17 protein-coding genes, 1 tRNA gene and 4 pseudogenes are annotated in these 26,995 nt (G+C 68.9%); 11 read left to right on the forward strand and 11 right to left on the reverse strand.

Annotated features, from left to right (window positions below; translation table 11 throughout):
- Positions 1 to 3 precede the first annotated feature (3 nt).
- On the reverse strand, positions 4 to 1,500 hold the full coding sequence (ffh, locus tag JCM7685_RS10835; protein ID WP_074966377.1) for a signal recognition particle protein: 1,497 nt from the start codon (positions 1,498 to 1,500) through the stop codon (positions 4 to 6).
- Between the two features lie 225 nt (positions 1,501 to 1,725).
- Here ffh and JCM7685_RS10840 point away from each other — a divergent pair.
- Positions 1,726 to 2,294 (forward strand): annotated as a pseudogene (locus tag JCM7685_RS10840) (peroxidase-related enzyme).
- 117 nt (positions 2,295 to 2,411) lie between these two features.
- Here JCM7685_RS10840 and JCM7685_RS10845 read toward each other — a convergent pair.
- From JCM7685_RS10845 to JCM7685_RS10860, 4 genes are all read right to left on the reverse strand, one after another.
- Complete coding sequence (locus JCM7685_RS10845) at positions 2,412 to 4,370, reverse strand: protein meaA (RefSeq protein ID WP_074966378.1); 1,959 nt, start codon at positions 4,368 to 4,370, stop codon at positions 2,412 to 2,414.
- A 609-nt stretch (positions 4,371 to 4,979) separates the two neighbouring features.
- On the reverse strand, positions 4,980 to 5,126 hold the full coding sequence (locus tag JCM7685_RS20645) for an HNH endonuclease (RefSeq protein WP_331716667.1): 147 nt from the start codon (positions 5,124 to 5,126) through the stop codon (positions 4,980 to 4,982).
- 687 nt (positions 5,127 to 5,813) lie between these two features.
- Positions 5,814 to 5,887 (reverse strand) — tRNA-Gly (locus tag JCM7685_RS10855).
- Between the two features lie 150 nt (positions 5,888 to 6,037).
- Positions 6,038 to 7,669: an acyl-CoA synthetase gene (locus JCM7685_RS10860; RefSeq protein WP_074966379.1), complete on the reverse strand. Its 1,632-nt coding sequence runs from the start codon at positions 7,667 to 7,669 to the stop codon at positions 6,038 to 6,040.
- A 177-nt stretch (positions 7,670 to 7,846) separates the two neighbouring features.
- Here JCM7685_RS10860 and JCM7685_RS10865 point away from each other — a divergent pair, with 177 nt between their 5' ends.
- From JCM7685_RS10865 to JCM7685_RS10910, 10 genes and pseudogenes are all read left to right on the forward strand, one after another.
- The gene (locus JCM7685_RS10865) at positions 7,847 to 9,202 is read left to right on the forward strand and encodes an efflux RND transporter periplasmic adaptor subunit (protein WP_074966380.1); all 1,356 of its coding nucleotides are present in this window, start codon (positions 7,847 to 7,849) and stop codon (positions 9,200 to 9,202) included.
- A gap of 36 nt (positions 9,203 to 9,238) precedes the next feature.
- The gene (locus tag JCM7685_RS10870; RefSeq protein ID WP_074966381.1) at positions 9,239 to 12,364 is read left to right on the forward strand and encodes an efflux RND transporter permease subunit; all 3,126 of its coding nucleotides are present in this window, start codon (positions 9,239 to 9,241) and stop codon (positions 12,362 to 12,364) included.
- Positions 12,365 to 12,497: 133 nt separating this feature from the next.
- Positions 12,498 to 13,922, forward strand: a complete 1,425-nt coding sequence (locus JCM7685_RS10875; protein ID WP_074966382.1) for a LapD/MoxY N-terminal periplasmic domain-containing protein — start codon at positions 12,498 to 12,500, stop codon at positions 13,920 to 13,922.
- Entirely contained in the window at positions 13,919 to 14,620 is a 702-nt protein-coding gene (locus JCM7685_RS10880; protein ID WP_074966383.1) for a response regulator transcription factor, read from the forward strand. Before JCM7685_RS10875 ends, JCM7685_RS10880 begins: the two co-directional genes overlap by 4 nt.
- A gap of 3 nt (positions 14,621 to 14,623) precedes the next feature.
- Positions 14,624 to 15,916, forward strand: coding sequence for a helix-turn-helix transcriptional regulator (locus JCM7685_RS10885; protein WP_074966384.1), 1,293 nt, complete (start codon positions 14,624 to 14,626; stop codon positions 15,914 to 15,916).
- Positions 15,917 to 15,974: 58 nt separating this feature from the next.
- A complete protein-coding gene (locus JCM7685_RS10890; protein ID WP_074966385.1) occupies positions 15,975 to 16,334 on the forward strand; it encodes a response regulator transcription factor in 360 nt (119 codons plus the stop codon).
- Entirely contained in the window at positions 16,331 to 16,585 is a 255-nt protein-coding gene (locus JCM7685_RS10895; protein WP_074966386.1) for a hypothetical protein, read from the forward strand. Before JCM7685_RS10890 ends, JCM7685_RS10895 begins: the two co-directional genes overlap by 4 nt.
- Positions 16,575 to 19,232: an ATP-binding protein gene (locus tag JCM7685_RS10900; protein ID WP_074966387.1), complete on the forward strand. Its 2,658-nt coding sequence runs from the start codon at positions 16,575 to 16,577 to the stop codon at positions 19,230 to 19,232. The genes JCM7685_RS10895 and JCM7685_RS10900 overlap by 11 nt, the downstream gene beginning before the upstream one ends.
- A gap of 60 nt (positions 19,233 to 19,292) precedes the next feature.
- Positions 19,293 to 20,501 carry a FliM/FliN family flagellar motor switch protein gene (locus tag JCM7685_RS10905; protein WP_083412570.1) on the forward strand — a complete coding sequence of 403 codons (1,209 nt, stop codon included), beginning with the start codon at positions 19,293 to 19,295 and terminating at the stop codon, positions 20,499 to 20,501.
- A 254-nt stretch (positions 20,502 to 20,755) separates the two neighbouring features.
- A pseudogene (locus JCM7685_RS10910) lies at positions 20,756 to 21,680 on the forward strand (IS5 family transposase).
- A 95-nt stretch (positions 21,681 to 21,775) separates the two neighbouring features.
- Here JCM7685_RS10910 and JCM7685_RS10915 read toward each other — a convergent pair.
- The 6 genes and pseudogenes from JCM7685_RS10915 to JCM7685_RS10935 all read right to left on the reverse strand — a co-directional run.
- Positions 21,776 to 22,285: pseudogene (locus tag JCM7685_RS10915) on the reverse strand (IS3 family transposase); the annotation flags it as partial.
- Positions 22,286 to 22,336: 51 nt separating this feature from the next.
- Positions 22,337 to 22,639 (reverse strand): annotated as a pseudogene (locus JCM7685_RS20275) (IS5/IS1182 family transposase); the annotation flags it as partial.
- Between the two features lie 110 nt (positions 22,640 to 22,749).
- A complete protein-coding gene (locus tag JCM7685_RS10920) occupies positions 22,750 to 23,535 on the reverse strand; it encodes a crotonase/enoyl-CoA hydratase family protein (protein ID WP_074969791.1) in 786 nt (261 codons plus the stop codon).
- Positions 23,532 to 24,386, reverse strand: a complete 855-nt coding sequence (locus tag JCM7685_RS10925) for a hydroxymethylglutaryl-CoA lyase (protein WP_074969789.1) — start codon at positions 24,384 to 24,386, stop codon at positions 23,532 to 23,534. Before JCM7685_RS10925 ends, JCM7685_RS10920 begins: the two co-directional genes overlap by 4 nt.
- Entirely contained in the window at positions 24,373 to 25,038 is a 666-nt protein-coding gene (locus JCM7685_RS10930) for a glutathione S-transferase family protein (RefSeq protein ID WP_074969787.1), read from the reverse strand. Before JCM7685_RS10930 ends, JCM7685_RS10925 begins: the two co-directional genes overlap by 14 nt.
- Positions 25,031 to 26,962, reverse strand: a complete 1,932-nt coding sequence (locus JCM7685_RS10935; RefSeq protein ID WP_074969785.1) for an acetyl-CoA carboxylase biotin carboxylase subunit — start codon at positions 26,960 to 26,962, stop codon at positions 25,031 to 25,033. Before JCM7685_RS10935 ends, JCM7685_RS10930 begins: the two co-directional genes overlap by 8 nt.
- Positions 26,963 to 26,995 lie beyond the last annotated feature (33 nt).

Raw genomic sequence — 26,995 nt, forward strand, 5'->3', positions numbered from 1 at the left:
GGCTTATTTCTTTCCGAACAGTCCCGAAAGCCCGCCGGGCAGGTTCAGCTTGCCCAGATCGCCGCCCAGGCCCTTGGGATCCTGCAGCATCTTGGTGGCCTCGGCCATCTTGGCCGGATCGACGTCGGCCATGTCGGGCAGCCCGCCGCCCCTGCCGGTCATGGCGCGCATGGCCTGCTTCAGCATGCCGCCCTTGCCCATCTTGCCGAGCTTCTTCATCGTGTCGGCCATCTGCTTTTGCATCTTCAGCAGCTTGTTGAGCTCCGACACCTCCATGCCGGCGCCGGCGGCGATGCGCTTCTTGCGGCTCGCCTGCAGCAGGTCGGGATTGGCGCGTTCCTTCTTGGTCATCGACTCGATCAGCGCGATCTGGCGCTTGATCGCCTTGTCGTCGAAGCCGGCGGCCTCGGCCTGCTTGGCCATCTTGCCCATGCCGGGCATCATGCCCATGATGGACTGCATCCCGCCCATCTTCATCATCTGTTCCAGCTGGCTCTTCAGGTCGTTCATGTTGAACAGACCCTTCTGGAAGCGCTTCATCATGCGCTCGGCCTGCTCGACCTCCAGCACCTCCTGCGCTTTCTCGACCAGGGCGACGATATCGCCCATGCCGAGGATGCGGCCGGCGACGCGGCTGGCGTCGAAGGCCTCCAGCGCGTCCATCTTTTCGCCCAGACCGACGAAGCGGATCGGCTTGCCGGTCACGGCGCGCATCGACAGCGCAGCACCACCGCGGCCGTCGCCGTCCATCCGGGTCAGCACGACGCCCGAGATGCCGACCTTGCCGTCGAATTCGCTGGCGACGTTCACCGCGTCCTGCCCGGTCAAGCCGTCGACGACCAGCAGGGTCTCGCGCGGGTTGGCCACGTCGCGGACCGCCTGGACCTCATCCATCAGCACTTCGTCGATATGCAGCCGGCCGGCGGTGTCGAGCATATAGACGTCATAGCCGCCCAACGTCGCCTGCTGCTTGGCGCGTTTCGCGATCTGCACCGCATTCTCGCCCGGCACGATCGGCAGCGTATCGACGCCGATCTGCTGGCCCAGGATCGCCAGCTGCTCCATGGCCGCCGGACGGTTGGTGTCGAGCGAGGCCAGCAGCACGCGCTTCTTCTCGCGATCCTTGAGGCGCTTGGCCAATTTCGCGGTGGTGGTGGTCTTGCCCGAGCCCTGAAGCCCGACCATCAGGATCGGCGCCGGCGGGTTGTCGATCCTCAGCGCGTCGGGCGCTCCCTCGCCCTGCAGGACCTTGATGAGCTCGTCATGGACGATCTTCACGACCTGCTGGCCGGGGGTGATCGACTTGGTGACGGCGCTGCCGGTGGCCTTGACGGTGACGGTTTTCACGAAGCTGCGCGCGACCGGCAGCGAGACGTCGGCTTCCAGCAGCGCGACGCGCACCTCGCGCATGGCGGCGGTGACGTCATCCTCGGTCAGGGCGCCCTGCTTGGTCAGCCGGTCGAAGACGCCGCCAAGGCGGTCGGACAGGTTTTCAAACATCGGCGGCCCTCCAATGGTTGCCGTTGCCCGCAAGGGGCGCGAATAAACAGTGACGCCCCCGTGGGCGCGACGCGCTGACGGGGGGCGATCCCCGGCAAGCGGGGACCGGAAGGCCAGACCTTCCGGGAATTGCGGGCTGGATAGGCCGAAACCGAGGCCAAGTCAACCGCGCCCCGGTTGACCCAAGCCCCGCTTTGGCGAAACCTTCCCCGAAAGGAGACAGCCATGCCCCACCCGATCAGCCGCTTCCCGGTGCCCTCCCTGGATGAAATGCTCAGGACATCGCCGCCCGCATCCGCAAGGTGGCCGAGAAATCCGGCTTCGTACCGAACGTCTTCCAGGCGCTCGCGCATCGGCCGGACGAATTCCGCGCCTTCTTCGCCTATCACGACGCGCTGATGGAACGCGAGGGCGGCCTGACCAAGGCCGAGCGCGAAATGATCGTGGTCGCGACCTCGGGGCTGAACCAGTGCCAGTATTGCGTGGTGGCGCATGGCGCGATCCTGCGCATCCGGGCCAAGAACGCGCTGATCGCCGACCAGGTGGCGGTGAACTGGCGCAAGGCGGACCTGACGCCGCGCGAACGCGCCATGCTGACCTATGCCGAAAAGGTGGCGCTGAACGCACAGCGGATCGGCGAGCCGGACCGCCAGGCGCTGACCGAGGCGGGCTTCACTGAGGACGAGATCTGGGACATCGGCGCCATCGCCGGCTTCTTCGGTATGTCGAACCGGCTGGTAAACGCCGCAGACATCCGCCCGAACGACGCGTTCTACATGCTGGGCCGGGGATAAGTCTGCGGCCACCGGGCCAGCGGCGCGGCCGCATGAGTATTTATGGAACAGAGAAGACATGAGCGCTGCGCCCCGTCTTCTTCGTTCCCCAAATACTCATGCGAGCGTGCAACCCGCTCAGGCGGCGGCTTCCTCGGGCTCGACCAGCGCCACGATGTCCATCATGATGCGATTGAGCTCGAAGTCCTTGGGCGTATAGACGCGGGCCACGCCCATCTGCAGCAGCCGCGCCGCGTCGTCGTCGGGGATGATGCCGCCGACGACCACCGGCACATGCACAAGGCCCGCCGTGTGCATCCGTGCCATCAGATCCTCGATCAGCGGCAGATGGCTGCCGGAAAGGATCGAGAGGCCGACGATATGAGCATCCTCCTCGGCTGCGCGGGCGACGATCTGCTCGGGCGTCAGGCGGATGCCTTCATAGGTGATATCCATGCCGCAGTCGCGGGCGCGGAAGGCGATCTGCTCGGCGCCGTTGGAATGGCCGTCGAGGCCGGGCTTGCCGACCAGGAACTTCAGCCGCCGGCCCAGGCGCTGGCTGACTGCATCCACCGCCTCGCGGATCGGCTCCAGCCCCTCGGTGCGGTTCGAGGGCGATTGCGACACGCCCGTGGGGCCGCGGTATTCGCCATGCACCTCGCGCATGACCTGCGCCCATTCCCCGGTCGTGGCCCCCGCCTTGGCAGCGGCGACGCTGAACGGCATCACGTTCTGGCCCCTCTGCGCGGCATCGCGCAGCGCGACGAGAGCGGCCTCGACGGCCGCTTCGTCGCGAGCCTGCCGCCAGCCGTCCAGCCTGGCAATCTGGTCCTGCTCGACCGCCGGATCGACGACCATGATGCCGCCGTCGCCCGCCGTCAGCGGCGAGGGCTCGCCCTGCTGCCAGCGGTTCACGCCGACCACCACGGTCTCGTTCGCCTCGATCCGGTTCAGACGCGCAGCGTTCGATTCGACCAGCCGCGACTTCATGTATTCGATCGCGGCGATGGCGCCGCCCATCTCGTCAAGCGTCGCGAGCTCGGACCGCGCCCCGTCCTTCAACTCCTCGACCTTGGTGGCGATGGCCGGGTTGCCGTCGAAAAGGTCGCCATATTCCAGCAGATCAGTCTCATAGGCCACGATCTGCTGCATGCGCAGCGACCATTGCTGGTCCCAGGGCCGCGGCAGGCCCAGTGCCTCGTTCCAGGCCGGCAGCTGCACGGCGCGGGCCCGGGCGTTCTTCGACAGCACCACCGCCAGCATCTCCAGCAGGATACGATAGACGTTGTTTTCGGGCTGCTGCTCGGTCAGGCCCAACGAGTTCACCTGCACGCCATAGCGGAAACGGCGGTATTTCTCGTCCTCGATGCCATAGCGCTGCTGGCAGATCTCGTCCCAAAGCTCGGTGAAGGCGCGCATCTTGCACAGTTCGGTCACGAAGCGGATGCCGGCGTTCACGAAGAAGCTGATCCGCCCGACCATGTTCGGGAAATCGGCCGGCTCGACCTTGCCCTTCAGATCGTCCAGCACCGCAATACCGGTGGCCAGCGCATAGGCCAGCTCCTGTTCCGGCGTCGCGCCCGCCTCTTGCAGGTGATAGGAGCACACGTTCATCGGGTTCCATTTCGGCAGGTTCTTCGCCGTATAGGCCGCGACGTCGGTGATCATCTTCAAGGACGGCTTCGGCGGGCAGATATAGGTCCCGCGCGAGAGATATTCCTTGATGATGTCGTTCTGCACCGTGCCTTGCAGCAGGCGGATGTCGGCCCCCTGCTCCTCGGCGACGGCGATATAGAGCGACAGCAGCCAGGGCGCCGTCGCGTTGATCGTCATCGAGGTGTTCATCTGCTCCAGCGGGATCTGGTCGAAGAGCGCGCGCATGTCGCCCAGGTGGCAGATCGGCACGCCGACCTTGCCGACCTCGCCCCGCGCCAGCACGTGGTCGCTGTCATAGCCGGTCTGCGTCGGCAGGTCGAAGGCCACCGACAGTCCGGTCTGGCCCTTGGCGAGGTTCGTGCGATAGAGCGCGTTCGATTTCTCGGCGGTCGAGTGGCCCGCATAGGTGCGGAAGAGCCAGGGTTTGTCTTTCTCGGCCACGGGTCGGTCCTCGCAAGATTATTACGACAAGAAAAGCGATAGCGTAACATTGCTGCGCCGTCAATTCGCCGCATTGCAGAGAGATGACAAATGCAGCCGCAGCAGCGGTTGATGTTGAATCGGCAGGCGATTAAGGCCCATTTGGGGGGGTCGGGCGCCCACTTCCCAGGTCATTAGCGCCCATCCACTCAGCTCGATCAGTTATTTTGTTTATTATAATCAGTTGCCTGATCGGCTCGAAACCAACAGTTCGGATCGCTCATCGCTCTGCCTGGCGACCACCTTCCAACTCCTCCCGTTGACGAAGCAGCCCCTGCCGAAGATGGTCGCGGCATGCCCTCGGGGCTGGCGGCAATGCAGATGCAGAAGACCTGCCATTCGTTCCGGGCTCACCAGTTCCGCCCCTCTCTGCCGGGAAAGCGGCGCTTTGCCGAAGCGTCGAAGACTGGGATCGACTAGACAGGCGCTGCAAAGCTGCCGCGCAAGATAGACACGGCTATGTAGTCGTTTTAACCGACGAGGATCTCAAGAAACTTATAGAGGAATCAAAAGACGGAATCCCTCAAACATATGAATTTTCGACCTTTCGTGCGAAATTCGACAAACTTATCATGTAGTCAACTGTTCCGCCCGCTGCTTAACCGAACTATGACAGCCGGTGCATAGCGCCTGCCAGTTGTTCCAGTTCCTGAACAGCGCCTTGTCGCCCCGGTGTGGCTTGAAGTGGTCAACAAGGGTCGCGTCAGCACCGCACATCGCGCAACAGGGGTGCAGCCGCAGGAACTCGGCCTGTGCCTTCTCCCATTCGCGCGTATAGCCACTCTGGCGGCTGTTCGGGCGGGTGCGGTCAGCTCCCGGCGCAAAGCGTCCAGCCGGACCTTGCGGGAGTTCTGGTCGAACGCGCGGGCATCTTTCAGGACATGGACCTCTAGCGCCGCGTCCAGCATCGCCAGCGGGTCGGACGTGTCTATGCCTTCCTTCTGAATACGCTTGATAGCCCGGTCGGTCGCGGCCTTGATCTGGTCGGGCGTGGGATACCGGCCACGAATAGCTTCATCCTCGACCAGCGTCGCCGTGTAGCGCGACCATACCGCCCGCCCAAAGTCCTGCGTCGTGATCGGGCTCCGCGTCTCGGCCCGCCGGTGGCCTGTAGCATGTGCTTCTGCGGTGGCGATCTGGCGCCGTAGCGTGGCTACGGCAGCGGGCAATGCCTTCATGGCGGCGCGGCGCTCACCGCCTAGCGGGGCCACCAGTTCAGTTTTCCCGAGGATCGGGCGAAGATGCGCAGGGACCGCAAGACGGGCGTAGAATCGACCGCCCTTGACCTTCAAATGCCTAACCTGACCAGCCACTACAGAGCCCCATTCTGGCACCAACTTTAGAACCAAAAGAGGCACAAACCCCAGCAATGCAAGGCAATTATTGTGTTTTCTGGGGATTGGATGGAGCGGGTGAAGGGAATCGAACCCTCGTCTTCAGCTTGGGAAGCTGCGGCTCTACCATTGAGCTACACCCGCGAGGCCCGGCCTGATTATCGCTCCGCAGGCCAGGCTGCAAGCGCAATCTGGCGCCGGAACCGGCCCTTTGCTTTCCTGCGATACTCCGGTCACGGCGCGGCGCCTTGCGTGTTTTGCCGTCCCCCCCAATGCCGCTGTAGCGGGCAGACGTCAGCCGAGCGCGCGCGCGCGGTCCCGCAGCAGGAACTTCTGGATCTTGCCGGTCGAGGTCTTGGGCAATTCCCCGAACACCACCGTCTTCGGCACCTTGTAGCGTGCCATGTTCAACCGGCAGAACGCGATCAGCTCGGCCTCGACCAGGACCCGGCCGGGCTTCAGCGCGACGAAGGCGCAGGGCGTCTCGCCCCAGGTCTCGTCCGGGCGGGCGACGACGGCGGCCTCCATCACGTCGGGATGCTTGTAGAGCACGTCCTCGACCTCGATCGAGGAGATGTTCTCGCCGCCCGAGATGATGATGTCCTTGGAGCGGTCCTTGAGCTCGATATAGCCGTCGGGATGCATCACGCCCAGGTCGCCCGAGGCGAACCAGCCGCCCCGGAACGCCTTTTCGGTGGCCGAGGGGTTCTTCAGATAGCCCTTCATCACGTTGTTGCCGCGCATGAAGACCTCGCCCATGGTCCGGCCGTCGGCGGGCACCGGCGCCAGCGTCTCGGGGTCGGCGACCATCAGCCCGTCCAGCGCCGGGTTGCGCACGCCCTGACGCGCCTTCATCCGGGCGCGCTCCTCGCCGCTCAGCGCGTCCCATTCCGTCTTCCAGGCGCAGACGACCGAGGGGCCGTAGGTCTCGGTCAGGCCGTAGACGTGGGTGATGCCGATGCTCATCGCCTCGACCGCGGCGATGACGGATGCGGGGGGCGGTGCGCCCGCGACCATGGCCTTGACCGGGTGGTCGAAGTCCTTCAGCGCGTCGGGGGCGTTCGCCAGCATGTTCATCACGATGGGCGCACCGCAGAAATGCGTCACCCGCTCGTCGCGGATCAGGCGGAAGACCGGCTCGGGCCGGACCGCGCGCAGGCAGACGCAGACCCCGGCATTGGCGGCGATGGTCCAGGGAAAGCACCAGCCGTTGCAATGGAACATCGGCAGCGTCCACAGGTAGCGCGCATGATGCGGCATCCCCCAGGAGGTCATGTTGGCCAGCGCGTTCAGCGCCGCGCCGCGGTGGTGATAGACCACGCCCTTGGGATCGCCGGTCGTCCCCGAGGTGTAGTTCAGCGAGATCGCGTCCCATTCGTCGTCGGGCATGGACCAGGCGAAATCCGGGTCGCCCTCGGCCAGCAGATCGTCGTAGGTCAGGCCGCCGGCGCGGGCGCCACCCTCGAAACTGGGGTCGAGGATGTCCACCACCAGGATGTCGCGGCCCCGCGCGATCTTCACCGCGCGCTCGGCCAGTTCGGCGAATTCGGGATCGACCAGCAGCACCCGGGCCTCGCCATGGGACAGGATGAAGGCCACCGTCTCGGCGTCCAGCCGGGTGTTGATGGTGTTCAGCACGGCGCCGGTCATCGGCACGCTGAAATGGCTCTCGAACATCTCGGGGATGTTCGCCGCCAGCACCGCCACCGTGTCGCCCTTGCCGATGCCGCGCGCCGAAAGCGCCCCGGCGATGCGGCGGCAGCGGGCATAGGTCTCGGCCCAGCTGCGGCGCAGGCCCTCGTGCACCACGGCCAGCGCATCCGGGTGGATCTGCGCCGTCCGCTCGATGAATCGCAGGGGGGAAAGCGGTTCGTAATTGGCCGGGCAGATGTCCAGCCCCTGGCCGTAGATGTCATAGTTCGCCAAGATATTTCCTCCCCGACTCGGCCGACGCGCCTGTTCGGCGCAAGATTAGCCCGGGCGCGGCGGCGTTTTCCATGGCCCGCATCGCCGCGGGGGCCGTCCGGGTGCGGATTGGGTATTGATCATCGCCGTTCAAACTGATCGTTTCGGGATGCAACCAGACTGCCCGGAGCAAGAACGATGTCAGCGCTTTCGCGCCGCATGGCGATTTTCCTGATGCTGCCGCTTGCGGCGGGGCTCGTGCCCGGCATGGCCGCGGCGCAGGACCCGTCGCAGATGCCGCCGACCCCGGTCACGGTGGTGACGCTGCATGCGCAGGACGTGCCCCTGACCACCACCCTGCCCGGCCGCGTGACCGCCTCGGCCGAGGCCGAGGTGCGCCCGCAGGTCAACGGCATCGTCACCGAGCGCCTGTTCGAGGAAGGCAGCCACGTCAAGGTCGGGGCGCCGCTGTTCCGCATCGACGCCACCACCTACCAGGCCGCCGTGGCCCAGGCCGAGGCCGGCGTCGCCCAGGCCCGCGCCCAGGCCGAGAACGCCCGGCGCGAGGCCGAGCGCGCGGGCGCGCTGCGCGACCGCCGCGTCGCCAGCGAAAGCACCAGCGACAGCGCCATCGCCGCCCGCGACGCCGCCGAGGCGGCGGTCAAGGTCGCCGAGGCGCAGCTGCAGACCGCGAAGATCGAACTGGAGCGCACCACCATCCGCGCCGAGCTGGACGGCGAGATCGGCCTGGCGCAGACCAGCCAGGGCGCGCTGGTCACCGCCAGCCAGGCGACGCCGCTGGCCGTGATCCGCAAGCTGGACCCGGTGCATGTCGACGTGACCCAGTCCGCGGCCGAGGTGATCCGCTTCCGCCGCTCGCTGGCGGAGCAGGACACCGGCGACCGGCCCGGGCAGAAGGTGACGCTGCGGCTGGCCGACGGCACCGAATTCGACCACGAGGGCCGGCTGACCGCGGCCGAACCCTATGTGAACGAGACCACCGGCGTGGTCACGCTGCGGCTGGCCTTCGCCAATCCCGACCGCATCCTGCTGCCCGGCATGTATGTCCAGGCGGTGGTGCAGCAGGCAATCGCCAAGGGCGTGGTGCTGGCCCCGCAGGAAGGCGTCAGCCGCGACCGCCGCGGCCTGCCCATCGCGCTGGTGGTCAATGCCGACGACGTGGTCGAGCAGCGCCAGCTGACCGTCCTTCAGGACCAGGGCAACCACTGGATCGTCAGCGAGGGCCTGGCGGACGGCGACCGCATCGTCGTCGAGGGCCTGCAAAAGATCGGCCCCGGCATGACCGTCGCCCCCGAGGAGCGCCAGCCGCCCGAATCGGCCGACGCCGCCGCAGCCGGCGCCGCGCCGGCAGAGCAGCCGGCAGGCCAGGCCTCCGACCAGCCTGCCGATCAACCCGCGGGCCAGCCGGCAGGGCAATCCGCGGACCCCGCCGCCGGCCAGGCCCCCGAACCGGCACCGGCAGCAGAGCAGCCCGCCGGGGCCGCGCCCGAGGCCGGCACGGAACCCCAAGCCGCAGAACAGCCGGCGAACTGACCGCGACGCCGCGAGGACACAGAACAGGAACCGCACATGGCCCGTTTCTTCATCGACCGTCCGGTCTTCGCCTGGGTGATCTCGATCCTGATCATGGGGCTGGGGATTCTGTCGATCCTGTCCCTGCCCGTCGCGCAATATCCGCAGATCGCGCCGCCCACGGTGACGATCCGCGCCACCTATCCCGGCGCCTCGGCCGAGACGGTGGCCAATACCGTGACCCAGGTGATCGAGCAGCAGATGACCGGCCTGGACGGGCTGCGCTATTTCTCGTCCAGCTCGACCTCGTCGGGCAGTTCGCAGACCGACCTGACCTTCGAGACCGGCACCGACCCCGACATCGCCCAGGTGCAGGTACAGAACAAGCTGTCCCAGGCCACGGCGCTGCTGCCCGAGCCGGTACAGCGCCAGGGTCTGACGGTCGAGAAATCGGCCTCGGGCTTCCTGATGGTGATCGGCCTGACCTCGCCCGACGGCCGCTTCGAGCAGGTGGACCTGTCGGACTATCTGATCTCGAACCTGGTCAACGACCTCAGCCGGGTCGAGGGCGTGGGCTCGATCCAGGTCTTCGGCGCGCAATACGCCATGCGGATCTGGCTCGACCCGTCAAAGCTCGCCGCCTATGAGCTGACCCCGGGGGACGTGGTGGCGGCGGTCTCGGCCGAGAACGCGCAGATCTCCGCGGGCTCCTTCGGCAGCCGGCCGGCGGCCAAGGGCCAGATGCTGAACGCCACCATCACCGCGCAATCGCTGCTGTCCACGCCCGAGGATTTCGAGCAGATCGTGCTGCGCGCCGAACAGGACGGCGGGCTGATCCTGCTCAAGGACGTCGCCCGGGTCGAGATCGGCGCCGAGGATTACATGACCAATGCCCGCTACAACGGGCAGCCGGCCTCGGGCCTGGCGATCAGCCTGGCCTCGGGCGCGAACGCGCTGGACACCGCCGACCGCGTCAAGGCGCGGATGGAGGAATTCGCCCGCTTCTTCCCCGAGGGCATGGATTACGTCATCCCCTTCGACACCACGCCCTTCGTGCTGATCTCGATCGAGGAGGTGGTCAAGACGCTGGTCGAGGCCATCGTGCTGGTGTTCTTCGTCATGCTGCTGTTCCTGCAGAACTGGCGCGCGACGCTGATCCCGACGCTGGCGGTGCCGGTCGTGCTGCTGGGCACCTTCGGCATCCTCGCGGCCTTCGGCTTCACCATCAACACGCTGACCATGCTCGCCATGGTGCTGGCCATCGGCCTTTTGGTCGACGACGCCATCGTCGTGGTCGAGAACGTCGAGCGGATCATGGAGGACGAAGGACTGGAGCCGCGCGAGGCCACCCGCAAGTCCATGGGCCAGATCACCGGCGCGCTGATCGGCATCGCGCTGGTCTTGTCGGCGGTCTTCGTGCCGATGGCCTTCTTCGGCGGCTCGACCGGGGTGATCTACAAGCAGTTCGCCGTCACCATCGCCAGCGCCATGGGCCTGTCGGTGGTGGTGGCGCTGTCGCTGACGCCGGCGCTTTGCGCCACGCTGTTGCGCAACGAGCACGGCCACAAGACCCGCGGCATCTTCGGCCTGTTCAACCGCGGCTTCGACCGCACCATGCACGGCTACGGCTCTTCGGTGAACTGGATCATCCGCCGGCCGCTGCGGATGATGCTGATCTATCTTTGCATCGGCGCCGCCATGGTGTTTCTGTTCCTGCGCACGCCCACCGGCTTTCTGCCGGACGAGGATCAGGGCATCATGTTCGCGCTGATCCAGGGCCCGACCGGCGCCACGCAGGAACGCACCGACGCGGTCATCGACCAGATCCAGCATTACTTCGCCGAGAACGAATCCGAGAACGTGGACAGCTTCTTCGGCGTCTCGGGCTTCAGCTTCGCCGGTTCCGGCCAGAACATGGGCATCGCCTTCCTGCGGCTGAAGGACTGGAAGGACCGGCCGGGCGCCGACCAGTCGGTGCAGGCCATCGCCGGACGCGCCTTCCCGGCCTTCATGGGCATCCGCGACGCGCTGGCCTTTCCCATCGTGCCGCCCTCGGTGATCGAACTGGGCAACGTCTCGGGCTTCGACTTCTATCTGCAGGCCCGCGCGGGACAGGCGCATGAGCAGTTGCTGGACGCGCGCGACCAGCTGCTGGGCATGGCCGCGCAGGATGGGCGCATCGCCCAGGCGCGGCCGAACGGGCTGGAGGACGCGTCGCAATACAAGCTGGACATCGACTGGCGCAAGGCCGGCGCGATGGGGGTCTCGGCCACCGACGTGGGCAGCCTGCTGTCGGTCGCCTGGGCGGGGAACTACGTCAACGACTTCATCGACCGGGGCCGGATCAAGCGGGTCTATGTCCAGGGCGAATCGGAATCCCGCTCGGTCCCGACCGACATCGACAGATGGCGGGTCAGGAACAGTTCCGGCGGGCTGGTCCCGTTCTCGAACTTCGCCGAAGGGCATTGGAGCTACGGTCCGCAGGGCCTGTCGCGCTACAACGGCGTGCCGGCGATGAACATCCAGGGCAACCCGGCGCCCGGCGTGTCCTCGGGTCAGGGCATGGCCGCGATCGAGGAGCTGGCGGCGCAGCTGCCGCCCGGCTTCGACGTGGCCTGGACCGGCCTCTCGCTGGAAGAGCAGCAGGCCGGCAACCAGACCATGCTGCTTTACGGCCTGTCGCTGGCGGTGGTGTTCCTGTGCCTGGCCGCGCTTTACGAAAGCTGGTCGATCCCCTTCGCGGTGATGCTCGCCATGCCCATCGGCGTGCTGGGCGCGCTGGTCGGCGCCTGGCTGGGCGGTTTCGACAACGGCGTGTTCTTCCAGGTCGGGCTGCTGACGGTGATCGGCCTGACCGGCAAGAACGCCATCCTGATCGTGGAATTCGCCCGCGAACAGGCCGAGAACCACGGCAAGCCGCTGTTCGAGGCGGTAGTCGAGGCCGCGCGCCAGCGTTTCCGCCCGATCATGATGACCTCGGTCGCCTTCTCGCTGGGGGTGCTGCCGCTGGTGCTGTCGACGGGCGCCGGGGCCAACGGCCGGAACACCATCGGCGCCACGGTGCTGGGCGGCACCATCTCGGCCACGGTGCTGGGGGTGCTGTTCGTGCCGCTGTTCTTCGTGCTGGTGCGCCGCGCGCTCGGCCGTCCCGACCAGCGCGAGGCCAAGGGCGCCCACGCCTGACCCCGGCGGCGGCCGGACATCGGGGGCCGGGGCGGATCGCCGCCCCGGCCCTTTCCCGTTCCGGCGCGCTTGCTCCGCCCCCATCCGCGGCCTAGTCTTTCGCCAGGGGCCGCAGCGCGCGGCGGGGAGGACGATGGACGCGACCGGCCAAATCGCGGCGGGGCGGCAGGCGGCGGATGCGCATCCGCGCCCGCATGGCGTGTCCCTGCGCCTGCTGGCGCTCGGCGGCGCGGCACTGGTCTGGCTGGCGATCTTTGCCATCATCGCCTCGGTGCTGCTGCTGAACGCCCGCAGCGCGGTGCGCGAAGAGACGCTGTCGGCCTTTCGCCTGGCCAGCGCCTTTGCCACCATGCGCCTGCCCACCGACTTCGAGCGCCGCGACATGATGGCCGAGGCGCGCAGCATCGCCGCCGATATCGAATCGCAGCGCCATGTCGCGGCCGAGTTGCGCGACGCCCGCGGCCGGCCGGTGGCCCTGCCGCCCGCGCCCGCCGCCCCGCCGGAAGCGGCGCCGCGCTGGTTCGCCGCCCTGCTGGCGCCGCAGCCGCAAAGCGACCTGATCCCGGTCACGCAATATCCGAACGTGCTGGGCGTGCTGGAAATCCGCACCGACCCGCAGGACGAGATCGCCGAGGCCTGGGCCGACGTCCGGCTGATCCTGCCGCTGATGGCCGCGACCGCCCTGGCCGCGATCGGCGTGACCATGGCGGTGACCGCGCTGGTGCTGCGCCGGCTGGGCCTTTTGGGCGCGGCGCTGGCGCGGATGCGCGCGGGCGACCTCGCCGTCCGCGCGCCGCAGACCGGCCTGACGGAACTCGCCCATCTCAGCGACGGCGTGAACGCGCTGGCCAGCCACCTGGCCGACGAGCGCGCCCGCAACCGCAGCCTGCAGGGCCGGATGATGGCGCTGGCCGAGGCCGAGCGCGCCCGCATCGCCAGCGACCTGCACGACGGCATCGGCCCGCAGCTTTTCGCCTTGCAGGCCGCCGTGGCCCAGGCCGGACAGCGCGCCGCGCCCTTGGACGACCCACCGCTCGCCGCGGCGCTTGATGCGGTCTCGCGCCATGCCGGCGCCATCCGCGACAGCGCCCGCGCCGCCATCGACGACCTGCGCCTGGCCCCGGCCGAGGGCGCGAGCCTGGCCGAGATGCTGCAGGAACTGGCGATCGAATTCACCGAGATCGCCCCCGGGGTCGAGATCGCGCTGGACACCCCCCCCGCCCTGCCCGAGCCGGACGAGGCCGGGCGGATCGCGCTTTACCGCTTCGTGCGCGAAAGCGTGCTGAACGCGCTGCGCCACGCCCAGCCGACCCGGGTGCGCGTCACGCTGGCGCAGGCGGGGGGCGCTCTGCTGGCCCAGGTCGAGGACGACGGCCCGGGCCCCGCCGCGGCTGGTTCCGCCGGCGCCGGCCGCAAGGGCCTGGGCCAGGCCGGGATGCGGGACCGCGCCAGCGCGCTTGGCGGGCGCTACCTGCCGCCCCGGCGCGAGGGCGCCGTGACCGTGACAGAATTCCGGCTGCCCGATGCCGGCCCGACCGACCAAGGACTCGACCGATGACCGCTTCTGCCCCTGCTCCCGCTTCCGCCTCAGACGGGCCGACGCCGACCGCCGCCCCGCCCCTGCATGTGCTGATCGTCGACGACCATCCGGTGGTGGCCGAGGGCTGGGAATGGATCACCCGCGGCCGGATCGCCTGCCGGATCACCGCCGCCGCCACGCCGTCGCAGGCCTGGCGGGCCTGGCGGCGCGAGGCGCCCGACGTGATCGTGGTGGACCTGACCATGGGCGAATCGAAACTGGCCGGGCTGCGGCTGATCGCAAGGCTGCGCGCGGCGGGGGCGGCGGCGCCGATCCTGGTCTTCACCATGCACCGCAGCCCGATCATCGCCCGCCGCGCCCTGCAGGCCGGATGCAACGGCATCACCATGAAGGATTCGCCCTCGGCCGAGATCTGCGAGGCGCTGCGCGAGGTGGCCGCGGGCCGCGACTACGTGCCCGCCGACCTGGCCCGCAAGATCGCGCTGATGGAGCGGCCGGGCGCGGGCCGCCCCCGCCTGACCCCGCGCGAGCTGGACATCCTGCGCGCCATCGCCGCCGGCCTGAGCTATCGCGAAATCGCCGAGCGGGCGGGCATCAGCTACAAGACCGTCTCGAACGTCAGCCAGACGCTGAAGGACAAGCTGGGCGCGCAAAGCCTGTCCGACCTGGTGGTCAAGGCGGTGCGCCATCTGGACGAAAGCCAGGGCGGAACCTGATCCATGGCGCGCCAGCCCTCTTCGCACCGCTTGCCCCATGCCCGGCCGCTGATCGGCACCCGCATCCGCGAGCGCCGCCTGTCGCTTGGCGCGCGCCAGACCGAGGTGGCACGGCGCGCCGAGATCTCGGCCGCCTATCTGAACCTGATCGAGCACAACCGCCGCCCGGTGGGCGAGGCCCTGCTGACCCGGCTGGCCGAGGCGCTGGAGATCGACGCCACCGAGCTGGCCTCGGACCGCGAGGAGGCGCTGGTCGGCGCCCTGCGCGAGGCGGCGGCGCGGGGGGCCGAGCAGCAGGGCGTTACGGTCGAGCTGGACCAGATCGCCGAATTCGCCGCGCGCTTTCCCGGCTGGGCCTCGGTGCTGGCGGCCGCCTCCCGCCGCGCCGATGCGCTGGAACGCCGGCTGATCGCGCTGTCGGACCGCATGACCCGCGACCCCTATCTGCTGACCACGCTGCACGAGGTGCAATCGGCGGTGACGGCGCTGCGCTCGACCGCGTCGATCCTGGCCGAGACGCCGGAAATCGAGACCGAATGGCGCGACCGCTTCCACGCCAATCTCGACAGCGACAGCCAGCGCCTGTCGCGCACCGCGCAGTCGCTGGTGGCCTATCTCGACAGTTTCGAGGACGAGGCGGTGCCGATGTCGCCGCAGGAAGAGGTCGAGGCCTGGATCGTCGCCGGCCAGCCCGACCCCGCCGAGGCCGCCGAGCTGGCCTCGGACGCGGCGCAGGTGATGGCGCGCGACCTGCTGGTGGCGCAGGCCCGCGACCGCGCCGCCCTGCCCGATGCGGCGCTGGCCTCGGCCGTGGACGGGCTCGGCGAGGCCGGGGGCGATCCGGCGCTGATCGCGGCGCGGCTGGGCCGGCCGCTGGACCTGGTGCTGCGCCGGCTGGGCATGCTGCGCCCCGGTCCCTGGGCGCAGGCCGGGCTGATCGTCTGCGACGGCTCGGGCGCCACGCTGTTTCGCCAGGCCGCGCCCGGCTTTCCCTTGCCCCGCCCGGGCGAAGGCTGCGCGCTGTGGCCGCTGTTCGAGGCGCTGGCGCAGCCGCAGCTGCCGGTGGCGCGGCTGATCGAGACCGCCGCCGGCAGCCGCTTCACTGCCTGGGCGGTGGCCGAGCGGCTTTTGCCGATGGGTTTCGACGGTCCCGCGCTCAGCCGGGCGCAGATGCTGTTCCGGCCCGCGCCCTTCCAGGACGACCGCGCGGCCCTGGGCGTGGGCTCCGCCTGCCGCATCTGCCCGCGGCCGGTCTGCGCCGCGCGCCACGAGCCCTCGATCCTGGGGCCGGCGTGATTTTGACAATGCGCCCGCCTGCCCGCATGATCGCCGCAAAGCCCAGGGAGAGCCGCCAGTGACTGTCGATGTGCTGCTGATCGAGGACGAGCCCAGCATCGCCGAGGCCGTCCGCTTCATCCTGGCACGCGAGGGCTGGCATTGCGAGCAATGGCCCGAGGGCGGCGGCGCCCTGTCCCGCATCCGCGCGCTGGCGCCGCGGCTGGTGATCCTGGACCTGATGCTGCCCGGCCGCTCGGGGGCCGAGATCCTGGCCGAGCTGCGCGCCGATCCCGCGCTGGCGCCGCTGCCGGTGCTGCTGCTGTCGGCACGCGGCGTCGCCAACCTGCCGCAGGGCGCCGACCGGGTGCTGTCCAAGCCCTTCGCCAATGCCGATCTGCGCGCCGTGGTGCGCGAGCTGCTGGACGGCGGCGCATGAGGCTGCGCCCGCCGCGCCTGTTCCTGGGTCGCACCGCCTATCGCCGACGCCGGCTGGCCGAGGCCACGCGGGTGGTGCCGGTGCTGTTCGCCGTCATGGCGCTGGTGCCGCCGATCTGGCTGCCGCAATATTTCAGCCATGCGCGCGGCGCGGTCTGGCTGGCGCTCAGCTGGGCGCTGGCCATCGTCGCCACCGCGGCGCTGCATCGCGCGCTGGGGCCGCCCTCGGCGGAGGACGAGGATGACGCCTGAAACCCTGGTCGCCGCCTCGGTCGTCTATGTCGCGCTGATGTTCCTCTTGGCCCATGCCGCCGACCGCGCGGCGGCGGCCGGGCGCTGGCGCTGGATGGACCGGCCGGTGATCTATACGCTGTCGCTGTCGGTCTATTGCTCGGCCTGGACCTTCTACGGCGCGGTCGGCTATGCCAGCCGCTCGGGGCTGGAGTTCCTGACGATCTATCTTGGTCCCGGCATCGTCTTCGCCGGCGCCTGGTGGGGGCTGCGCCGGCTGGTGCGGGTGGCGCATCTGCATCGCGTGACCTCGATCGCCGACCTGATCTCCAGCCGCTTCGGCAAGTCGGCGGGGCTGGCGGCGCTGGTCACGCTGATCGGGGTCATGGCCTCGACGCCCTATATCGCGCTGCAGCTGCAATCGGTGTCCATGGCGCTGTCCGCCTTCGCCAGCGCGGGCCACGCCCTGCCGCACAACGTTTCCGCCTGGGTGGCGCTGGGGCTCGCCGCCTTCGCCATCCTGTTCGGCACCCGCAACCTGGCGGCCGACGAACGCCACCACGGCGTGGTCATCGCCATCGCGCTGGAGGCGGTGGTCAAGCTCGCCGCCTTCGTCGCGGTCGGGGTCTTCGTGATCTGGGGCCTTGCCGACGGGCCCGCCGACGTGCTGGCGCGGATCGACCGCATGGCGGTCTCGGCCGGGGGCGAGGGCTGGCCGATCAACCCTGAGCGCTGGTTCACGCTGATCCTGCTTTCGGGCGCCGCGGTGATGATGCTGCCGCGCATGTTCCACGTCCTGGTGGTCGAGGCCCATGACGAGGACCGGCTGCGCCAGGCCGGCTGGGCCTTTCCGGCCTATCTGGCCGCCATGTCCTTCCTGGTCCTGCCCATCGCCGTGGTCGGCGCCGACATGCTGCCCAGAAGCGCGAACCCCGACCTCTACGTGCTGGCTCTGCCGCTGTCGCAGGGGCGCGAGGGGCTGGCCACGCTGGTCTTCCTGGGCGGGTTTTCCTCGGCCATGTCCATGGTGGTGGTCAGCGCCATCGCGCTGTCGACCATGATGGCGAACCACTGGCTGGTGCCGCTGTGGCTGTGGCTGCGGCAAAGGGCGCTCTCCGAACCGGCGCAGGCGACCGAGGATCTGGGCGCGCTGATGCTGAACGCCCGGCGGCTGGCGATCCTGGCCGTCATCGGCTCGGGCTGGCTTTACCATCGCATGTCGGGCGGGACCACGGCGCTGGCGGCCATGGGTACGGTGGCATTCTCGGGCATGGCGCAGGTGCTGCCGGCCATGGTCGCGGGGTTGCTCTGGCGCGGGGCGACCCGGCGCGGCGCCATCGCCGGCATCCTGGCGGGGGCGCTGATCTGGACCCGCCTGGTGTTCCTGCCGTCGCTGGGGCTGATGCCCCTGCCGCCCATGCCGGCCGGAATCGATCCTTTCGCCGGTTCGGTGCTGCTGGCGCTGGCGGTCAATCTGGTGCTGCTGGTCCTGGTCTCGCTGCTGGATTTTCCCGAACCGGCCGAGCGCCTGCAGGCGCTGTCCTTCGTTCATGCGGTCGCGCCCGACGCCTCGCCCGCCGAGGCCGTGCCCGCGGTGCAGGCCGAGGCGCTGCTGACGCTGGCCGGGCGCATCTGGGGCAATGAAACCGCCTTGGAAATGTTCCGCAAGACTTCGGAAACTCAGGGGAAAACCGGATACCTCCCCGACCTGACCCCGCGTTTCCTGGCCGATTTCGAGCGTCAGCTGGCCGGCACGGTCGGCGCCGCCACCGCCTCGGCGCTGATGATGCGGGTCGGCGGCCGCGGCGGGGTAACGGTCTCGGACCTGATGGAGGTCGCGGGCGAGGCCAGCCGCGCGCGCGAGGACAACCGGCGCCTGGAGCATACCTCGGCCGAATTGGCAAGGACGGCCGCCATGCTGCGGGAAAGCAACGAGAAACTCACCGCGCTCTCGGCCCAGAAAGACGCGTTCCTGGGCCAGATCAGCCATGAGCTGCGCACGCCCATGACCTCTATCCGCGCCTTTTCGGAGTTCCTGATGGAACCCGACCTGCCCGCCCAGGACCGCGCCCGCTTCGCCGGCATCATCCACGACGAGGCCGCGCGCATGACCCGGCTGCTGGACGAATTGCTGGACATTTCCGTGCTTGAGGCCGGCAAGGCCCAGTTGAAGCCCGAGGTCTTCAACCTGCACGACCTGATCGAGCGGGCGCTGGCCTCGGCCGGCTCGGCCGCCGCAGGCCGCGACGTCGCCCTGCGCCGCAACCCGGTGGCCGAGCACCTGCCGGTGATCACCGACCAGGACCGGCTGCTGCAGGTGCTGATCAACGTGATCTCGAACGCGCGCAAGTATTGCGACGCCGAGGCCCCGACCATCCGCATCGACACCCGCCGCAACCCCGACGGCGGCACCGAGATCGACATCGCCGACAACGGCCCCGGCATCCGTCCCGAGAACCGGGCGCTGATCTTCGAGAAATTCGCCCGGCTGAACGACCCCGCACGCGCAGGGGGGGCCGGACTGGGCCTGGCGATCTGCCGGGAAATCATGGAGTTCCTGGGCGGTTCGATCGCCTATCTGCCCGGCCAGGGCGGCGCCTGCTTTCGCATCTCGCTGCCGCCGCGTCCCAGCCGCAGGGCGGAAAATGATGAAAATGCGGAGCGTTAAACCTTTTGGCAACCAGTCCGTGCCATGGTGCGCCAAAGTCGTTATGGATTCGCTTTGGTTATGGACAGTGCAGCACAGGAACAGGCGGCCGGCCGGGACATCGGGGCGGCGACGGGCGCGGGGCAGGATGCCGCGGCCCGCGCCCCGGTCCTGCACCGCTGGATCGCGGCGCGGGGCAATGCGCGTGCGCCGGCGGATGCCGCCCGACCTCCGGCCGCAGAGTTCCGCCTGGAACGCGCCGCGGCGACGGCGCTCGGCCGGGCTGCGGAACAGCAGGCGCGGCTGCCGGTCTTCGTCGAAAAGGTCGAACTGGCGCGCATGACCCTGCCGGAACTGCCGGAACTGCTGCCCGAACGCGCGCTTCTGGTGGTGGTCGAAGGTCGGCGAGACGCCATCGGCGTGGTGGCTGTCTGCCCCGCCCTGCTGGCCTCGCTGATCGAGATGCAGGCGATCGGCCGCGTCACCTCGCGCCCGACCCCCGCGCGCAAGCCCACCCGCACCGATGCGTCGATTTCGGCCGATTTCGTCAATGCCCTGCTGGGCGAACTGGCGCGCGAATGCCTGGGGCATGACGCCTGCCCCAACTTCGGCGCCTTTCGTTATGCCACCTATATGGACGACCCGCGGCCGCTGTCGCTGATGCTCGAGGACGGCGACATGGTGCGGCTGACCCTGCGCTTCCGCATCGGTCCCGGCGGTCAGCGCGACGGCACGCTGATGATCGCCCTGCCTGCCGAACGCGGTGATCGCGCCGCCGTTCCGGCGGGCACGGCGACGGACGGACGCGCGCTGCCGGTGCCCCAAGACACCCACCGCCAACCGGCCGCGCCGGCGACCTCGCTTGCGGATGCGGTGCAGCAGGCGCCGGTCGCGCTGGTCGGGATCCTGTGTCGGCGCAAGCTCAGCCTGCAGATGCTGCGCAACCTGACCCCGGGGGCGCTGATTCCCCTGCCGCACAACGTGCTGGACGAAGCCCGGATCGAGACCCCGCAGGGCCAATTGCTGGCCCGCGGCCGTCTGGGCGAGGCGGAAGGGTTCCACGCCATCCGCCTGCGCGACCTCGCCCATGAGGCGGATGCGGCCAAGCCCACCGCCGCCTGGGACGGCGCAGCTTTTCCGCCGGTTCAACAATCCGCGCCGCCGGCGAGTCCGGCACCGCCCCTGCCCGGCGACCCGGCCGAACCGCCCTTGCAAGACTACCTGGAGGCCGATCCGTTCCGTGGCACGAAACCCACGGACCCTGACGACACGTTACGCTTCGCAAGTTAGCCGGCCTGCTCGCCGGCTGAAGCTGTCGCAGACGGGCCCGGCTTCCGCGCGCTCCGCCCGCGGGGCGAGGCTGTGTGAAAGCTGTGTTGAGCGGGTCACTGAGTTAGCGTCCGAGGAAGTGGTGTAATTTCTGCGCCGTCGCTGGTGTAATCCTGGGTGGCCATCGAGGTGTATGGTTGAGGAAGTGGACCGGCACTGTTGCACAAATCCTGTCATGGATTCATCTGATGAAACCCGTACGGTAGCTGGTCTGCATGAGCCGACCCGCATCCCCGACATACAGAACCCGGAACTGGCCAGCCTACAATGAAGCGCTCAAGCGCCGGGGTTCGCTGACGATCTGGTTCGACCCCGAGATGAGCTGGGATGCCGCGCCGACAGGCAGGCGTGGCCGCCAGCAGACCTACAGCGATGCCGCCATTCAGACGTGTCTTTCGATGAAGGTGCTCTTCGGCATGGCGCTCAGGCAGACGACTGGTTTCGTCGAGAGCCTGCTGCAGTTGGTTGGTCTCGACTGGACGGTGCCTGACTTCAGCACCCTGTCCCGTCGCCAGAAGACCCTGGCTGTGAACATACCGTATCGCGGGGCCGCTGCACCTGCTGATCGACAGCACTGGCATCAAGGTCGAGGGCGAAGGCGAGTGGCACGCCCGCAAGCATGGCGGCCCGAAACGGCGCGTCTGGCGCAAGATCCATCTGGGGATTGATGAGGAAACGCTGGAGGTTCGGGCGGTGGAGATCACAGGGAGCCACATCGGCGATGCGCCGGTGTTACCCGACCTGCTCAAACAGATCCCGGCGCACGAGCAGATCGGCCGCGTCACAGCAGACGGCGCCTACGACACCCGCAAATGCCACGATGCCATCGCTGACCGCGGCGCCGACGCTGTCATTCCGCCCCGTAAGAACGCCAAACCCTGGAAGACAGTCGCCGCCGGCGCGGGCGCACGAAACGAGGCTCTGCGGGCATCGAAATACCTCGGTCGTGCCCTCTGGCGACGATGGAGTGGATACCACCCCCGAAGCCGCGTCGAGACGAAGATGCACTGTGTGAAACTGCTGGGTCAGCGCCTCATGGCACGGGACTTTGACCGACAGGTCGCCGAGCTTCAGGTCCGTATCGCTATTCTGAACCGTTACACCGCGCTTGGCACCCCCGTCACAGAGGCCGTGGGATAGATCTGTCCGGGGAAAGGGGAAATCCGGCCATCAACTCTTTGGTGCAACAGAGTCAAGTGGACCTGTCACGTATTTGTGCCGCTCCGATTGCTCGTTTAAGCCACCTTCCGTTCAAAAGCGACCGGGCTTTTCCAGCCCAATGCTGAGTGCCGTCGACGCGGATTGTAAAAGCCGTTGATGTATTCGAAGATCGCCATCTCATCGTGCCGCCGGGTTACCCATGACCACCGCCAGATCAACTCGGCCTTGATGGTTTTGAAGAACGTCTCGACGGCCGCATTATCATAACAATTACCTTTGCCGCTCATCGAGACTTTGAAGCCATGCTGGCGCAGGATCTTCTGATAGTCATGCGAACAGTATTGGCTGCCCCTGTCGCTGTGGAAGATGCAGCCTTTGGGTGGCGACCTGAAGGCAATCGCCATCTTCAAGGCCCGGATCGCCAGATCGCGCTTCATGCGGTTGCTGACGGCCCAGCCGATCACGCGGCGGGAATGCAGGTCCAGGATGACTGCCAGATACAGCCACCCCTCGCGGGTCCAGATGTAGCTAATGTCACCTGCCCATTTCTGGTTCGGCCCGGCCGCACGGAAGTCGCGGTCTACAGTCAGGACTCACAACCAATAGATGACGGTGGCTGCCAAGGCGCAGGCTGCCCTCGCCCCCTTTTTCACCCGCAGGATCGAGGCCGTGCGACGGGCTTTCAGGCAAGGCGCATCAATCATGATGGTGGTGATCCGGGTGAAGACGCCCGTTCGCGGCATCACTCGAAACAGTGGCGTGCCGCCGCTCACCCCACCGCTTTCAGCGTTTGCAGAGGGTTTTGGGGGTGCGTATTCCCGAGGTGCATCGCACCGACGCAACCCATTGCGATTGATGAAGACCGCTGCTCAGTACGCACTGTCATCGACACGCGGCGTGCCCTGGCTCTTGGGAAAGCAGGGCTGGAGCCGCGTCATCTGCGCATCCGTCAGTCTGAAAAGATTGCTCGTCAGAAAAGTCTTCTGCCCTTATGAAGTACATCAAGAAACTCAATCAATGGGTCGTGCCCCTAAGCAAAGGCAGCGCTTCAGCCGGACTGCCAGCGCGGTTTGCGGCGGTCGAAGAAGGCGGCGATGCCCTCGGCCGCCTCGTCGCCTTCCCAGGCCTCGACCAGGGCCGCGATGCTGGCCTCGATCTCGGCGGGGCCGATCGGGGGGCCGAGGCGCCGGGCCAGGCGCTTGGCCGCCGCCACCGCACCCGGAGCACAGGCGAGATAGGGCGCCACCTCGGCCTCGATGGCAGCATCGAGCCTCTCGGGCGGGGCGACGGCGGCGATCAGGTCCAGGCGCATCGCCTCATCGGCACCGAAAGGGCGGCCGGACATGAAGACGCGGCGCGCCCGTGCCTCACCCATCCGGGCCAGCACATAGGGGCCGATGGTCGCGGGGATCAGGCCCAGCCGGGTCTCGGTCAGGCCGAAGCGCACCCCCGGCACGGCGATGGCGAGGTCGCAGACCGAGATCAGGCCGATGCCGCCGCCGAAGGCATCGCCCTGAATGCGGCCGATCAGCGGCTTCGGCAGGGTGTTCAGCGCGTTCAGCATCGCGGCGAGTTCGCCCGCCCCGGCGCGGCGGCTGTCGGCATCGGCGCGCATCTGCTCTTGCATCCAGCCGAGATCGGCGCCGGCGCAGAAGCTGCGACCCTCGGCGGCCAGCACCACGACGCGCACCGCCGGATCGTTGCCCAGTTGCGCCGCCGCGGCGGCGAGGTCGCGGATCATCTGACCGGAGAGCGCATTGTGCCGGTCGGCGCGCGCCAGCCGCAGATGCGCCACGCCGCGGGCGTCGGTGTCGATGCGGATCGTTTCCATCATGCGCCTCGTCTCATCGCCCGCGCCATGGCGGCGGCCCGTTCGATCACCGCCATGTCGAGCCCGGTGTCATGGCCCCGCGCCGCCAGATGGGCGGCGACCCTTTCGGTCGCGACATTGCCCGCGGCGCCCGGCGCATAGGGACAGCCGCCTAGGCCGCCGACGGCGGCGTCAAAGACCCGCAACCCGCGGTCCAGGCTTGCGTCGATGTTCTGCAGCGCCCGGCCGGCGGTGTCGTGGTAATGGCCGGCCAGCCTGCCGGGCGGCAGTTCGTCCAGGACGGCCGCCAGCATGGCGTCGATGGTCTCGGGCCGGCCCTGGCCCAGGGTGTCGCCCAGACTGATCTCGTAGCAGCCCATGTCGCGCAGGGCGGCGGCGACGCGGGCGACGCTTGCGGGCGGCACCCTGCCCTCGAACGGGCAATCCGTCACCACCGAGACGTAGCCGCGCAGCGGGATGACGTCCGCCTGTGCCGCCTGGGCCACCGCGGCAAAGCGGGCGAGGCTTTCGGCGATGGTCGCGTTCAGATTGGCGCGCGAGAATCCCTCGGAGGCCGCCGCGAAGATCGCGACCTCGCCGGCGCCGGCGGCTTTCGCGGCCCGGTAGCCCTTCAGGTTCGGGGTCAGCGCCGCGTAGCGGATGCCGGGGCGGCGGGCGATGCCGGCCATGACCTCGGCGGCATCGGCCATCTGCGGCACCCATTTCGGCGGCACGAAGCTGGTCACCTCGATGCGCCGGAACCCCGCCTGCGACAGCAGGTCGACCAGCGCGATCTTTTCGGCCGTCGGGATCGGGCGGCTTTCGTTCTGCAGCCCGTCACGCGGGCCGACCTCGAAGATCTCAACCCCGCTCATCGGGCGCCTCGTAAAAGTCGCGGGCATAGAGCATCGGCACCCCCGGACCGGGCAGGCTGCGCCGGAAGGCCGGGCGGGCGGCGCAGCGGTCGCTGTAGGCGGCCAGGGCCGGGCGGTCATCGTAGCGCAGGAAGCGGGCGGCGATCCAGACCGCATAGCCGACCTGGCAATCCACGCCCGAGAATTCGCTGAGCAGCCAGTCGGAATCCTCGACGCAGCGCTCGACCAAGCCCAGCGCCCGCGACAGCCGCGCCGCTTCCAGGCGCATGATCACTGGCGAGCGTTCGCCATCCTCGCGCAGCAGGACATGCTGCAGCGTCAGATTGGCGATATGCTGGCCCAGGGTCTCGCCGAAATGCAGCCAGTCCAGCCAGCCCAGCCGACCGGGCGTGCCCGGGGCGCGCCACAGCTCTGGGGCACGGGTCTCGCACAGCCATTCGGTCATGGCGCCGGATTCGTGGATGGTGGTCTTGCCGTCGCGCAGCGCCGGCACGCGCCCGGCGGGATGCAGCGCGTCATAGGGCAGCGGACGGTCCGAGTCCGCCGCCGGGTCCAGCAGCCGCAGATCGTAGTCGCAGCCGATCTCTTCGAGCAGCCACAGCACGCGCATCGACCGCGACAGCGGCACATGCCAGAGGGTGAGGTCAGCCATCGCCCTCTTCCTCCTCCAGCCGGATCAGCGGCGCGCCGGCCTCGACCTGGTCGCCGGGGCGGGCCAGGACCTCGGCCACGCCGCCGTCGCGGGCGGCGGTCAGCGTGTGCTCCATCTTCATCGCTTCCAGCACCGCCAGCGGCGCGCCCGCCGCCACCGGCTGGCCCGCCGCGACGAAGATCGCCTTGACCACGCCCGGCATCGGCGACAGCGTCAGGCCGCCGCCCGTCTCCTGCCCGCCGCGCGCCAGCGGGTCGAGCGGGGTCAGCGTCACTGCGCAATCGCCGAAGACGCTGGTTCCCGCCGCATGGTTGACGATGCGCGACGGGCGCGGGGCGCCGTCCACCCACCAGCGTCCGCCCTCGTGGCCGATCTCATGCGTGTTGCCGTCCAGCGTCACGCGGGCGGCGCCGGGACCCAGGACCTCCAGCACCGCCGCGCCCCCCGCCCAGGCGATGGTGCGGCGCAGCGGCTGCCACAGGGTGATGCCGCCGCGGATCCGCGGATCGTCCAGCCCGGCCAGGCCCAGCACCGCCAGCGCCCGGTCCCGCGGGTCGGGCCGGGCCGCGCGGACCAGCGCCGGCAGGTCGCGTTCGATCAGGCCGGTGTCGATGTCGCCGCGGCCGAAACCCTCGTGCCGGGTGAGCGCGATCAGGAAGTCGAGATTGGTGCGCGTGCCCGCCACCTCGGTCCCGGTCAGCGCCGTTTCCAGCGCCCGCAACGCGATGGCGCGGGTGGCGCCATGGGTGACGACCTTGGCGATCATCGGGTCGTACCAGGGCGAGATGGTGTCGCCCGGCCGCACCCCGGTCTCGATCCGGGCATGGTCGGGAAAGCGCAGATGCGCCAGGGTGCCGGTGGCGGGCAGAAAGCCCGCGGGCACGTCCTCGGCATAGAGCCGGGCCTCGAAGGCGTGGCCGGTGATGGTCAGGTCCTGTTGCCGGGCCGGCAGCGGCTCGCCCGCGGCGATGCGCAGCTGCCACTCCACCAGGTCGATGCCGGTGATCGCCTCGGTGACGGGGTGTTCGACCTGCAGGCGGGTGTTCATCTCCATGAACCAGAAGCCGTCGTGGCGCAGGCCCTGGCTGGCATCGACGATGAATTCGACGGTGCCGGCGCCGGCATAGCCGATGGCCTCGGCGGCGCGCACGGCGGCCTCGCCCATGGCGGCGCGCATCTGGGGCGTCATGCCGGGGGCCGGGGCTTCCTCGATCACCTTTTGGTGGCGGCGTTGCAGCGAGCAGTCGCGTTCGAACAGGTGCAGGGCGCGGCGACCGTCGCCGAAGACCTGCATCTCGATATGGCGCGGCCGCTGGATGTATCTCTCGACCAGCACCGCCGGGTTGCCGAAGGCGGTGGCGGCCTCGCCCTGCGCCGATTGCAGGGCGGCAGAGAAATCCTGCGGGCCCAGCGCCAGCCGCATGCCCTTGCCGCCGCCGCCCGCCACCGCCTTGATGAGCACCGGATAGCCGATCCTCTCGGCCTGCGCCGCAAGATGGGCGGGATCCTGGTCGGTGCCGTGATAGCCGGGAACGACCGGCACCCCCGCTTCGGCCATCAGTGCCTTGGCGGCGTCCTTGAGCCCCATCCGGCGGATCGCCTGCGCCGAGGGGCCGATGAAAACAAGGCCCGCCGCGGTCACCGCCTGGGCGAAATCGGGGTTCTCGCTGAGAAAGCCGTAGCCGGGATGAATGGCCTCGGCTCCGGTCTGCAGCGCCGCCCGGAGGATGGGGTCGCCGCGCAGGTAGCTGTCCTTGGGGGCCGGGTCGCCGATGGCGACCGCTTCGTCGGCCATGGCGACGTGGCGCGCGGCGCGGTCGGCCCGGGAATAGACCGCGACCGTGCGGACGCCCAGCCTGCGGGCGGTGTCGATGATGCGGCAGGCGATCTCGCCGCGGTTGGCGATCAGGATCTTGCGGAACATGGGCGGCTCTTCGTGGCGCGGGCGCCGCCGGGG

The organism is Paracoccus aminovorans, assembly GCF_900005615.1.
In the GTDB taxonomy this organism is placed as follows: domain Bacteria; phylum Pseudomonadota; class Alphaproteobacteria; order Rhodobacterales; family Rhodobacteraceae; genus Paracoccus; species Paracoccus aminovorans.